Source organism: Oceanotoga teriensis (genome assembly GCF_003148465.1).
Classification (GTDB): Bacteria; Thermotogota; Thermotogae; order Petrotogales; family Petrotogaceae; genus Oceanotoga; species Oceanotoga teriensis.
The window spans coordinates 80,997-94,123 of the sequence record NZ_QGGI01000007.1 but is presented as its reverse complement, the minus strand read 5'-3'; the positions used below and the strand labels follow the sequence as shown (position 1 = coordinate 94,123).

General features: G+C 27.8%; 14 protein-coding genes. 6 read left to right on the top strand and 8 right to left on the bottom strand.

The window, feature by feature from the left end; all coding sequences use genetic code 11:
• Positions 1-7 precede the first annotated feature (7 nt).
• The 7 genes from C7380_RS06365 to C7380_RS06335 all read right to left on the bottom strand — a co-directional run bounded on the left by C7380_RS06365 (position 8) and on the right by C7380_RS06335 (position 5,804).
• Positions 8-985, bottom strand: a complete 978-nt coding sequence (locus C7380_RS06365; RefSeq protein ID WP_109604658.1) for a LacI family DNA-binding transcriptional regulator — start codon at positions 983-985, stop codon at positions 8-10.
• Positions 986-1,261: 276 nt separating this feature from the next.
• Complete coding sequence (locus C7380_RS06360; protein ID WP_109604657.1) at positions 1,262-1,960, bottom strand: Crp/Fnr family transcriptional regulator; 699 nt, start codon at positions 1,958-1,960, stop codon at positions 1,262-1,264.
• 111 nt (positions 1,961-2,071) lie between these two features.
• A complete protein-coding gene (locus C7380_RS06355; RefSeq protein ID WP_109604656.1) occupies positions 2,072-2,632 on the bottom strand; it encodes a TetR/AcrR family transcriptional regulator in 561 nt (186 codons plus the stop codon).
• Positions 2,633-2,636: 4 nt separating this feature from the next.
• Positions 2,637-3,428: an alpha/beta fold hydrolase gene (locus C7380_RS06350; protein WP_158274812.1), complete on the bottom strand. Its 792-nt coding sequence runs from the start codon at positions 3,426-3,428 to the stop codon at positions 2,637-2,639.
• 116 nt (positions 3,429-3,544) lie between these two features.
• Positions 3,545-4,186 (bottom strand): pyroglutamyl-peptidase I, encoded by a 642-nt coding sequence (gene pcp, locus C7380_RS06345; protein ID WP_109604654.1) that lies wholly within the window; start codon positions 4,184-4,186, stop codon positions 3,545-3,547.
• A gap of 17 nt (positions 4,187-4,203) precedes the next feature.
• Complete coding sequence (locus tag C7380_RS06340) at positions 4,204-5,121, bottom strand: DUF979 domain-containing protein (protein WP_109604653.1); 918 nt, start codon at positions 5,119-5,121, stop codon at positions 4,204-4,206.
• 2 nt (positions 5,122-5,123) lie between these two features.
• On the bottom strand, positions 5,124-5,804 hold the full coding sequence (locus C7380_RS06335; protein ID WP_109604652.1) for a DUF969 domain-containing protein: 681 nt from the start codon (positions 5,802-5,804) through the stop codon (positions 5,124-5,126).
• A 208-nt stretch (positions 5,805-6,012) separates the two neighbouring features.
• Here C7380_RS06335 and C7380_RS06330 point away from each other — a divergent pair, with 208 nt between their 5' ends.
• The 5 genes from C7380_RS06330 (at position 6,013) to C7380_RS06310 (ending at position 11,429) form a co-directional block, all read left to right on the top strand.
• Positions 6,013-6,456, top strand: a complete 444-nt coding sequence (locus tag C7380_RS06330) for a MarR family winged helix-turn-helix transcriptional regulator (RefSeq protein ID WP_109604651.1) — start codon at positions 6,013-6,015, stop codon at positions 6,454-6,456.
• 12 nt (positions 6,457-6,468) lie between these two features.
• The gene (locus C7380_RS06325; protein WP_109604650.1) at positions 6,469-7,839 is read left to right on the top strand and encodes an MATE family efflux transporter; all 1,371 of its coding nucleotides are present in this window, start codon (positions 6,469-6,471) and stop codon (positions 7,837-7,839) included.
• A gap of 96 nt (positions 7,840-7,935) precedes the next feature.
• The gene (locus C7380_RS06320; protein ID WP_109604649.1) at positions 7,936-8,784 is read left to right on the top strand and encodes a sulfide/dihydroorotate dehydrogenase-like FAD/NAD-binding protein; all 849 of its coding nucleotides are present in this window, start codon (positions 7,936-7,938) and stop codon (positions 8,782-8,784) included.
• Positions 8,777-10,159, top strand: a complete 1,383-nt coding sequence (gene gltA / locus C7380_RS06315) for an NADPH-dependent glutamate synthase (protein ID WP_109604648.1) — start codon at positions 8,777-8,779, stop codon at positions 10,157-10,159. The genes C7380_RS06320 and gltA overlap by 8 nt, the downstream gene beginning before the upstream one ends.
• 127 nt (positions 10,160-10,286) lie before the next feature.
• Entirely contained in the window at positions 10,287-11,429 is a 1,143-nt protein-coding gene (locus tag C7380_RS06310) for a hypothetical protein (RefSeq protein WP_109604647.1), read from the top strand.
• Positions 11,430-11,568: 139 nt separating this feature from the next.
• On the opposite strand, the gene C7380_RS06305 is transcribed toward C7380_RS06310, so the two are convergent.
• Positions 11,569-12,534 (bottom strand): DUF4097 family beta strand repeat-containing protein, encoded by a 966-nt coding sequence (locus C7380_RS06305; RefSeq protein WP_109604646.1) that lies wholly within the window; start codon positions 12,532-12,534, stop codon positions 11,569-11,571.
• Between the two features lie 178 nt (positions 12,535-12,712).
• Here C7380_RS06305 and C7380_RS06300 point away from each other — a divergent pair, with 178 nt between their 5' ends.
• On the top strand, positions 12,713-13,126 hold the full coding sequence (locus C7380_RS06300; protein WP_109604645.1) for a response regulator: 414 nt from the start codon (positions 12,713-12,715) through the stop codon (positions 13,124-13,126).
• Position 13,127 lies beyond the last annotated feature (1 nt).

Below are 13,127 nucleotides of genomic sequence, written 5' to 3'. Positions count from 1 at the left end.
TTTCACCTCATTTTCTTTTTAATACGCTGTTTCTTAGTATTAATTCGTTTTTGAACATTTTTATAGGGTTTTCTTTTACTTTTTTTTGTAATATTTGTATTACTATTTCTGAGGCCGTTCTTCCCATTTGATATATTGGTTGTTTTATGGTTGTCAATGGTGGGTTGAACATTGCACTGAATAGTATGTCATCATATCCTGTAACACTTACATCTTTTGGTACATTTATTTTTCTGTTTTTTAGACCTTGAATTATTCCATAGGCCATTAAATCGTTTGAGCATACTATTGCATCTGGTATTGTTTGAATTTTTTCTGCAATTCTTATTCCCGATTGGAATGTGTAATCAGCTTGTATTATTTGATTTTTTATTTTATGTTTTTTTGAAAAATCTGTAAATGCTCTGAGTCTTTCACTTGCTGAAAATATGTTTTCATCTCCGGAGATGAATATATATGTTTTATGATTGTTTTTTAGAAGATAATCGAGTAATGTAGTCATTCCTTGATAATTGTTTGATACTATGTAGGATGAATTTGAGTTTTTTTCTATTCTGTCTATGTATATGATCGGAGTTTTTATTTTTTTGAATTTTTCAAGATTTCCAATACCAGCATATAGTATTGCATCTACTTTTTTTTCGAGTAGTAGTTTTACTATTTTTTCATCTTCTTTTTTATTATCTGAATTACATATTATTGTTGAATAGTTTTGTTCTCTTAGATAGTCTTCTGATCCTTTTACGAGCATAGAAAAAAATGGGTTTGATATATCTGGAATTATTATTCCTATTGTTTTTGTACTACCCATTCTCAAACTTCTTGCCAATGAATCTGGATAGTAGTTTAATTCTTTTATTGTTTTTATTATTATTTCTTTTGTTTCTTTTTTTACTGGTAATGTATCATTTAGTACTCTTGAAACTGTAGAGGTACTTACACCAGCTTTTTTAGCAATATCTTTTATTGTAATTTTTTTATCCATAAGTATTCATCCACCTTAATAATAATATACAAATATCATGCAATCGATTTCATAGAGGGATTAAAAAAATGAAAATACTCTATTGAATAGGTTTTTAAAGGATTGATTAATTTTAATAATGATATGCAATCGATTTCAGAATGTTTTCAAATTTATGTTATCATGATAATTTTTTGTTTTCTAAGTTATTTATATGTTATTGTGATTGATTATTTTTGTATAAGACTACTTATTTGCATTTATTTTATTTTTTCTTAGTTTTATTTGAAAATATTTTTACCATACTGTTTTGTATAGTTTCATTAGTTCTTTTGGATTTTCTATTTTTATATATTTACCATAATATGTTATTAAACCAAGTTTTTTTAGTTCATTTATCGATTTTGTTATGGTTATTCTTGATATTCCAAGTGCGTTTGCAATTTCTTGATGTGTGTATGGATATGGAATTATTTTGCTTTCTTGTGTACATTTTTGACCATGTTGTGCTATTAAAGCAATGAGAAAACCAGCTAATTTTCCAGTTGAGTCGTTTGATAATGAGTTTACATAGTTTAAAGATATTATTCTAAATTTTCTTATTATTGAATGCATAAAACACCAGTATAATTCTTTGTCTGTGATTAACATTTCTTCTATTATTTTTCTGTTTACTGCGGATATTGATGAGTTTTCTTCTAATGATTTTACTATTCCAAATGTTTTTTGATTATCAAAGAAATCCATTTCTCCAAATATTGTTCCAGCATTTAATCTGTAAAAACTTATTTCTTTTCCTTCAGGAGAGTATACGAGTTCTTTGAAATAACCATTTGTTACTATGTATATGTGATTTGAGTCGCATATTTCAACTATTTGATTTTTTGAGTAATTTTTTTGTTTGCCAAGAGGGGCTATATAATTTAATAATTTATCCGTCATTTTTTCTTGTAATTTTTTACTGAACATTTTGTTGAACATATCAGCTTCTTTCATATTTTTCCCTCCATAGAATATTTTTTTTATTATACCATTTATTTTGTTTTTGAATAAAAAAATTAATCGAGCTAATTGATCAGCTCGATTAGATAATTTTTATATTTTAGTTTATATTTTTTTTAATATATTAATATATTTCATTAGTTGTGATATATAGGATTCTTTTTCGATTATATTTTTTATATATAGTTCATTTAAACCTTTTAGAGTCCAAAATATGATATTAGATTTTTCTGTTGATATATTGTATTTTTTTATGATATCAAAAAAATATGTATTTGATGTTTTGATAATATTTTCATGTATTATTTTTTCTTCTTTGCATGAAGGATATAAAATTATTTTTTCAAATAATGAGTATATTTTTGGGTTTTCTTTGTAAAAATCATATTCCCATATTGCATATGTTATGAGATCATCATATATATTATTTCCTTTAAATGAGGGCATATTTTTTAGTATTTTTTCAGTAGAAATATTTATTATATATTCAAATAATTCAAATTTTGAATCTATATATTTATACATGCCTCCTTTAGATATATCAACTTTTTTTATAATTGTATTTAAGGATGTATTTTTATAGCCATTTTTGGAGAATTCTTCAATAGAGATTTTTATAATTTTGTTTTGTTTTTCTTCTGATATATTATAAAAGGCTTTTTTCATTTGATTACTCCTTAAAAAAATTTATTATTGTATTTTCATAATTTTGTTTTTCTTCTGCCATTAATGCATGTCCGTATTCTGATTGGTATAATAAAGAGTTTTTTATTTCGGAGTTCATAAAAATAGCTTCTTTATTTCCTACTATTTTATCATTTTTTCCCCCTATTATTAAAGTAGGAGTATTTATTTTATGTATTATGTTTTCAGTATTATGATTTATACAGGCATTGATTTGTATTAAAAATCTTTCATAGTTTATATTGAATTTTAATAGTTTCATTAAAGGAAAGTATTTTCTTTGTTTTTTTAGTTCATTTTCTGTATATGAATATTCAGAAGAACTTTTCATGAGTTCATAACCGTTTTTTTCTTGAGCAAGTTTTTTCCAATAATTACATATATATTTTAATGTATCATATTTTCCAGTGAAAGTAACGGCTAAACATAATTTTTTTAATTTTTTTGGATGATTTATTGCAAAATATTGTGCTATTGCACCACCCATAGATGTACCTAATAGATTGAAATGATTTATATTTAATTTTTCTATAAAATTATTTAAATCATTTGCCATGTCTAAGGTACTATAATTTTTAGGCATATTTCTCTTTCTTGAAATTATATAGACTTTGAAATTTTTTTTGAATTTTTTTAATGAGTGAGAAAATATTAAACCTTTTCCTTTAACTGAAGAAAATCCATCATCGAGTCCAGGAATCATTATTAATATATTATCTCCTTTTCCAAAAGTTAAATAATCAAAAATATCATTTTTTATTTTTAATACTTTACTCATTTTATCCCTCCTTATAGAGACCGTATGGTCTCTATAAAAGTATATCATAAAAATATGATATTTCAAAATTATTTATATAATAAAAAAACCCCCTTTAAGGGGGCATTTGGATGATATTAATGGAGTTTTCCTCCAATTGTTTTTATATCATCTTTATACTTTATAGCGGCTTTTACTGCTGAGGTTAAGCCTATTATTATATCATTTAAGTTCATGTATGGTGTATTTCTTTTATCAATAATTTGTTCATTTATAAAAGGTACATGTATGAATCCACCTTTTATGTTTGGATATTTTTTGTTTATTAAATATAATAATGAGTACATTATGTGATTACATACGAATGTTCCAGCTGTGTTTGATATTGAAGCTGGAATATTTTGTAATTTTATTTCTTTGACCATTGCTTTTATTGGAAGAGTTGAAAAATATGCTGAATCACCATCTTCGAATATTTTTTGATCTATTGGTTGATTTCCTTCATTGTCTTTTATTCTCGCATCATCTATATTTATTGCAACTCTTTCAGGGGTTATTTCAAATCTTCCTCCAGCTTGTCCTATACATATTACTATATCAGGATTATGAATTTTTATATTTTCTTCGAGTTTTTGATAAGATTTTTTGAATACTGTAGGTATTTCTATTTTTATTATTTCTGAGTTTTCTATTTCATCTGGAAGTCTTTTTACAGCTTCATAAGCAGGGTTTATTTTTTCTCCACCAAATGGATCAAAACCTGTTATTAATACTTTCATTTTTTCATCTCCTTTTTTTAGAAAGCCCAATAATACATTAATAGTATATGAGTTATTAATAATGCTATTGCAATAGGAAATTGAGAGATTATAACTCTATTTTTATTTTTTGTTTGTAATATTGCTGCTGGAACTATATTGAAGTTTGCTGCCATTGGTGTCATCAATGTTCCACAATATCCTGCAGTTAGAGCTAATGATCCTGCAATTGCAGGGTTTGCACCTTGTGAATATACAAATGGTATTCCTATTCCAGCTGTTATTACTGCAAATGCGGCGAATGCATTTCCCATTATCATTGTGAATATAGCCATTCCAAGGCAGTAGGCTATTACTCCACCAAGTATGTTTCCTTGTTGTACAAAATTTCCTATTCCATCAGATATTACAGTTCCTACTCCGGCTTTTGTGAATAATGCACCAAGTGCTGTTAATAATTGTGGAAGTATGCTAGCAGCTCCTATCTGTAATAATAATCTTGAGCTATCGTATGTAAATTCTTTTGGTTTTGCTTTTGTTATAAAGAATGAGATTATTGTAGCAGCTAATGCACCAAATCCAAGACCAACTAAACCACCAAGTGAAGGTATTCCTTGGGCAACAGCAAAGGCTATTATTCCTATTGTTAAAGCAGGTATGAATATTTTTCCCCCAATTAATTTTGATGATTTTTCTCTGAATTCTTCTGTTGAGTTTATGAGTGAACCAAAAGTTACTCTTTTGGTTGCCGTTAATATACCCATTATTAGTATTAGTATTCCAACTATCCATGAGGGTATATATTTTCCAGCTATAAATATAAATCCAAATATTGACCAGAATAATGCAGTTTCTAATCTATGAGGGTGTTTTTTATCTTTTAAACTGTAAAAAGCCGCTGTTATTGATATTAGTCCAGATATTATATAAAATATTTCTAATAATGTATTTTTCATTTTTATTTACCTCCATTTTTTTTGGATAGTTTTTTTTGTATTTTTTTATCCAAAATATAATGTTGTATTACTCCGTATAAGAAAGCAAATATTGCTATTGGTATAGAAGCTTTTGCAACATCAAGAGGTTTTATTTCTATTCCTTGTTCTTGTAGAGTTGCAACTATTAGTAATACTCCACCTGCTGCAACGAATACATTTTGGCCAAAAAAGTTTCCAAGATTTTCTGCCATTGCGGAGAATCCTTTTATTTCGTCTTCTGTTTTTTCATCGATATCACCATAATTTTTTTCTGCAGCACCATATGCCATTGGATTTACAAGAGGTCTTATAAATTGTACATGACCACCAAGTCTTAATGAAAGAGCTGCTGCGAGTTCTCTTATTAATAAGTATATTGTTAAAACTCTTCCAGTTGTAACTGATTTCATATTTTTTATCATGTCTGCAGCCTTTTCTCTTAAACCATATCTTTCAAGTACCCCTATTACAGGAAGGGTTAAAAGAAATAATGACATATATCTCGTATCTATGAAGGTTTGACCTATTATACTTAATATTTCCATAATGCTAAGTCCACCTGTTAAACCAGTTATAACTCCAGCAACAAGAACTACGGCTATTGTATCTAATTTTAATATGAATCCTATGATTATTATCGCTACCCCAATCAGCGAAAGCATGTTGTTCCCTCCTTTTTTAGTGATTACGTTAATTTTGAGTTAGTATATTATTACAAATTATACCTCAATATTTTTTTATTTTTTGTAAAGTAGACTACAATGTTTTTTATTTTTTAACATAAAATTAGTTGCAATCGCAACCAATTTTGTGTATAATTTTTAAATAGTTGTAATCGCAACTATTTTGGCTTGTACGGAGGGATTTTTTATGGATGATTTGAAATATATAGGGAGAAGATTGTCCTGTTTATCGAGAAATTCACATCATGTTTTTTTGGATATAATAGGTAAATACAATCTTGGAAAGGGACAGATTCATTTTTTAATTTATTTGGTTAGAGAAGAGGATGGATTGACTCAAGAAGATTTGAGTCGGATATTGGAAATAGATAAATCTAATACTGCAAGAGCTATTAAGAAACTTATGAAAGAGGGTTATGTTGTTAAGAAGGTTGATGATAAAGATAAGAGAAAGAATAGAATTTATGTTACTGAGAAAGCCATTAAATATGAAAAACTCATCAGAAAAGAGATAATTGCATGGGAAAATGCTATAACTAAAGGAATTTCTGATGATGATATTGAAAAATTTTTGAATACTTTGGATATTATGATAAACAATATTTTAGAACTTAATAAGAGTGATACATGAGGAGTGTTTTTTATGACAGATAGAGAAAAGATGATGGAGAATGAATCTATTGGAAAGCTTCTTTTGAAGCTTTCCTTGCCAGCTACAATTGCTATGATGGTTCAGGCTCTTTATAATTTTGTTGATACTATTTTTATTGGTAGAGGAGTTGGAACTTTAGGAATTGCAGCTATTTCAATAGGATTTCCTATTCAAATGGTTGTTATGGCTTTTGGGCAGATGATAGGTATTGGTGGAGCTTCTATTATTTCGAGAAGTCTTGGAGCAAAAGATAAGGATAAAGCAGAGCTTACTTTTGGAAATATGGTTTCTACAGGTATTGTTATGGGTTTGATTATAACTATTTTTGGAAGTTTGTTTTTGGATCAGCTTTTATCTTTATTTGGAGCAACCGAAACTATTTTACCTTATGCTAAAGATTATATGCAAGTCATAATATATGGGAGTGTATTTTTTGTTTTGGGTATGATTTTTAATAATACTGTAAGGGCAGAAGGTGCTGCTAATATTTCTATGTTTAGTTTATTGATTTCTGCTGGTATGAATATTATTCTCGATCCTATTTTTATTTTTACTTTTGATATGGGTATAAGAGGAGCAGCTCTTGCAACTGTTATTTCCCAAATTATTGGTTTTAGTTTTTTACTTTTGTATTATCTTACAAATAAAGGTATTTTGAATTTTAATTTTAATCCGTTTAAATGGAATTTTAAGATCATTATCGAGACTTTTGCTATAGGTTCTTCTGCTTTTGCAAGACAGGTTGCAGGAAGTGTCATGGCAATAGTTTTGAATAATTTGTTAGCTGTTTATGGTGGAGATTTGTCTATAGCTATTTATGGAGTTATAAATAGACTTATAATGTTTACTTTGATGCCACTTTTTGGTGTTGCTCAAGGTTATTTACCTATTTCAGGCTTTAATTATGGTGCTAAGAAATTTGATAGGGTTAAAGAGGTCATGAGCCTTTCTATGATTGTTACGAGTATTTTTTCTACAACTGGATTTATTATTTTACAGTTTTTTCCACATTTTTTAATAGGAATTTTTAGTAAGGATTTGGAACTTATTTCTCAAGGAGCTCCAGCTTTGAGAATAGCTTCAGCTTGTATATGGGTAGTTGGATTTCAAGTTATAGGTTCATCACTTTTTCAGGCTATTGGTAAAGCTGGACCAGCATTGATTTTATCTATGTCAAGACAAATTTTAATTTTTATTCCTATGGCATTTTTAATGTCTAATTTATTTGGACTTTTGGGTATTTGGTTATCATTTCCAATTTCAGACGGTCTTTCAGCTCTTATAACACTTTATTTTGTGTTGAAAGAGAATAAGATAATGAAAACTAAAATAGCTAATGATCCAGTGTATTCTGAAAAATAATTTTTTTGTTATCATACCTTAACAGGGTATTATTTAATATATTTTTTTCCTGTGATATATTTTGTTTGATTGGATTTTTTTGCAGGAGGAGTTTATATGTTTAAAATTTTATCTAATGAAATGATTGCTGAAAATATTTATAAAATGGATATTTTAGCACCAAGGGTTGCTAAATCAGCTAAGCCTGGGCAGTTTATCATTGTTAGAGTTGATGATAAAGGTGAAAGAGTACCTTTGACTATTTCAGATTTTGATTCTGAAAGAGGTTCTGTTCAGATTGTTGTTCAGGCTTTAGGTCATTCTACTAAGAAATTGGTTTCTCTTGGTTCTGGAGAGTTTGTAAAGGATTTTGCAGGACCTTTGGGAAATGCCTCAGATTTTATTTCTGAAGATTTTGAATTATTGAGAAATAAAAAAGTAGTTTTTGTTGGTGGTGGAGTTGGAGCGGCTCCAGTTTATCCACAAGTGAAATTTTTTTCTGATTTAGGTATTTGTACAGATGTTGTTTTAGGTTTTAAAAATGAAAATTTTGTTATTTTAAAGAATGAGTTTGAGAGTCTTAATGCCAATGTTCATTTTTGTACAGATGATGGTAGTTTTGGATTTAAAGGACTTGTTACTGATAAACTTGAAGAACTTATTAAGTCTAAAAATATTGATATTGTTGTGACAATTGGACCGATGATTATGATGAAGTTTGTTGCTGAACTCACAAAAAAATATGATATTAAAACTATAGCAAGTCTTAATACTTTGATGGTCGATGGTACTGGTATGTGTGGCGGATGTAGAGTTTCAGTTAATGATGAAATTAAGTTTACTTGTGTGGATGGTCCAGAGTTTGATGCACATTTGGTAGATTTTGACGAGGCTATGAGTAGACAATCTACTTATAAGGAAGAGGAAAATCATAAATGTAGATTGGATGGTGATTTGAATGTCTAAGATTGATAGAGTACCAGTTAGAGAACAGTCACCAGATATTAGAAGATCTAATTTTGAAGAGGTTTCTTTTGGTTATAATGAAGAGGAAGCTGTTTTAGAAGCATCGAGATGTCTGAATTGTAAAAGACCTATGTGTGTTTCTAAATGTCCTGTTTCTATAGATATTCCAGGTTTTATAAGTTTTGTCAAAGAGAGAAATTTTGATAAAGCTTATGAGATTTTGAGTAAATATACTTCTTTACCAGCTGTTTGTGGAAGGGTTTGTCCACAAGAGGTTCAGTGTGAGAGTAAATGTGTTTTGGGTATTAGAGGTGAACCTGTTGCCATTGGAAAACTCGAAAGATTTGTAGCTGATTGGGCTCTTGAGAATAATTTTAAAGTTGATTCTGATATAGTTTTCAATGGTCATAAGGTTGCTGTTATAGGGAGTGGACCTTCTGGATTAACATGTGCTGGAGATCTTGCAAAACTTGGTTATGAAGTTACAATTTTTGAAGCACTTCATGAAGCAGGAGGAGTTTTGACTTATGGAATTCCTGAATTTAGACTTCCAAAGGATAAGGTTGTTAAGCCTGAAGTTGATAAACTTAAAGATCTTGGAGTTAAAATAGAAACTAATGTTATTGTTGGTAGAACTGTTACTATAGATGAACTTATTTCTGAAGAAGGTTTTGAAGCAGTTTATATTGGTTCAGGTGCAGGATTACCGAGATTTATGAATATTCCTGGTGAGAATGCAAAAGGAGTTTTTTCTGCCAATGAGTTTTTGACAAGAGCTAATCTTATGAAGGCTTATAGAGATGATTATGATACGCCTATAAAGCCTGGTAAAAGGACAGCTGTTGTTGGTGGAGGAAATGTGGCTATGGATGCTGCAAGAACGGCTTTGAGACTTGGAAGTGAAGTTTATATTGTTTATAGAAGAAGTGAAGAGGAACTTCCTGCAAGACGTGAAGAGGTTCATCATGCAAAAGAAGAAGGAATTAATTTTGAACTTTTGACTAATCCTGTTGAAATTTTATCTGATGAGAATGGTTGGGTTAAAGGTATTAGATGTATCAGAATGAAATTGGGAGAAGCTGATTCTTCAGGTAGAAGAAGGCCTGTACCAATAGAAGATTCTGAGTTTGTTATAGATGTTGATTCTGTTATTATGTCTATAGGTACTACACCAAATCCTTTGATATCTTCTACTACATCGGATATTGAGACGAATAAAAAAGGATGTATTATTGCAGATGATGATGGAAGAACATCTAAAAATAGAGTTTTTGCTGGTGGAGATATTGTTACTGGTGCAGCTACTGTTATTTTAGCTATGGGTGCTGGTAAGAGTGCTGCAAAAGCTATTGATGATATGATAAAAAATAAATAATTAATATAGTGAACTGTTGGAATTTTGATTTTTAATTCCAACAGTTTTTTATTTTTAGTATAAAGGTGTATAATTTATTAAAAGTTTTGAAAAAATTTTATATGATTAGTAAAAAAGGGGGGAAAATATGAGTACACATCATGGAGGTCCAGTAATTTTAAAACCTATTGATGAAATTGCTAAATATATAAAAAAATTGATACCAGCAAATATACCTGAAAATTACTCTATAAATGCTATGTTTAAGGGTATTGCAAATGAAAAAAGTATAAGAGAAGGTATTATTGCTTACAGAAATTTTTTATATTTATTTTGTGATTATTTAAATTCAGATGGGCATTTATATTTTAGTTTGAAAAAGAAACCAGTTAATGAAACAGATTATCCGTTTTTGTATGAAATAACAGATCTTTTATCTAATATTGGTTATCATAGTAAATTATCAGATAATAATAATTCATTATTGGTAACTGAATTACCATCATTTATCGCAGTTATTGATGATAATGGAAATAAAATCAAGCCTAAGAATTCTGGAACTAAGTTGATTAAGTGTTTGAGGTTTTTGGAATTTTGTGGTTTTGTTTTTAATGGCATTGACTTAAAAGAAAAAAAGGTTAATATCTCAGATTTAGAGTTTTTAGAAGTATCATATCCAAAAAATCCTATTTTATTAACGGGATTAAAAATCATGTCTATTGCAGATATAGAATTGCGAAAAAAGAGGTATAAGCATGATTATAATCATGATAATCTTTTAATTTGTGATTATAGATTAATAAAAACGGAAGATACTGATGTAATAGATATTTTGAAAGATTTTTTATATCCATTGCCTGAAAAAGTTCAAGAGATGTCTTTGAAGTTACATAGACATTGTATAGATATGGGAATGGTTTGTGTACCTATAATATCTATATTTGAAGTTCATTTTGCTTATTCTTATATAAAGAATAAAAATAGGAAATTATCTGTAAAAGATATATATCAAATGCGAATGTGGGAGTTTGCTTTATCTGTCAGACATGATTATTGTTTAGTTGTAAGATCTAAAAAAACAGATAAATATTTAGATGTAATTGAAAAATTTCCTTCAGTTTTGCAGAAAAAAATTGAAAAGGGATATGGTTGTGATAGAAAATTATATAATGAACCTTGTCAACGAGGATGTCAGGGATTTCGTTTTTCTTTGGATGATTCAATATTAAATATTGGTGATAGTATTGAAGTATGGCTTGATAATGAATTTTCGACTTATTTTAAAAAATAATTATTATATTGGAATTTCAATTGTGACTTTTGCACCATTTGGGTTAAAGAGCATAAATTTTATTGTATATATTTTTTTAGTATTGATTTTAAAGTTTTATTATTTGAGTTTATTATTTGATTATATATTGTATTTCCTTTTATTTTAAAATTATATCTCCCGTAGTTGTTCTTATTTCTATAGTTTTTTGTCCATTTCCATATTCGAATTGTTTTTCAAAGTTTCCATAAGGTGTTTTTATATCTCCAATAGAAGTATTTATTCTTATTTTATACTGGTTTAGATCTAAATTATTTATCATTATTTCTCCAATTGTTGTAGATAATTCTATGGTTTCTGGATTATTGTTTAGATTTATGTATATGCTTCCTGTTGTTGCATTTATCTTTAATTTATTTGTGTTCGAATTTTTTACTGTTATTTCTCCAATCGAAGTTCTTAAGTTCATTATATCTGCTTGTGTATTTTCTATTTCTTGATCACCAGTTGTTGTTTTTGTGTATAGTTTTTTAGTTTTTGTATTTGATATTTCTTGTTCTCCTGTTGAACTTTCTAGGTCTATTATTTCTGAATTTGTTCTTTCAATTTCGATGTCTCCTGTAGAACTTTTTAATTCTATTTCTTTATAAGTTGTTTCATATAGTTCTTGATCTCCTGTACTTGTTTTTATTTTTATATATTCTCCATCTGAATCATATATTTCAATATCTCCTGTGCTTGTGTCTATATCAGTTTTATAAGAGTATATATTTTTTATTGTTATATCTGATGTTGCTCCTTTTATATCCATATATTCTTGATCATAATAGGTATTTATTATAAATTCATTTTTTGGTGTATAAAAGTTAAAGAATTGTGCTCTTTTGCTTTCTATTAGATTGAATTTATTGTTTGATACATAATAATCATATTCTATTTTATCATTATCTTCATAACTGTAGAATAATTTATTATTATTTGATCCTATTATTTCTAAATCTGCTATTCCAAGATCTACTCTGATTTTTTCAAATTTTTCTAAGTTTAATTCTCCAGTTATCATTTTACTGCTATTACCTATTATTGCAATTATAGCTATTAATGAAATCATTATAATTTTTTTCATTTTTTCACCTCCAGCTTTATTTTAGTATGTATTAATTTTTTTTGCAAATGCTTTTTGATGAAAAGGCTTTTTTGAATAATTATCTGTCATTTTATGATATTTTCAAATATAATATTTTTATATATTTAAAAATTATTAATAATATGTTATAATTTAAAATGATATAAAGGAGGCGAACATGTTGAACTCTAAAAAACCCATTTTGCTTGTTGAAGATGATAGAATAGATGCTATGAGTGTAAAAAGATCTCTTCAAGAGCTTAAGATTGTTAATGATTTAATTATAAGAAATAATGGTGAAGAAGCATTGAAATATCTTCTTGATTCCGAAAATGAAATTCCCTGTATTATATTACTTGATTTGAATATGCCAAAGATGAATGGTATTGATTTTCTTAGAGAGAGAATAAAATATGATAATTTAAAATTAATACCAACTATTGTTTTAACTACTTCAAGGGAAGAACAGGACAGAGTTAATTCTTTTTCTTTGGGAGTTTCTGGATTTATGATAAAACCTGTGGATTATAAACAGTTTGTTGATGTTATTAAAACCATAGATTTATATTGGAGTCTCAGCGAACTTCCCTGAT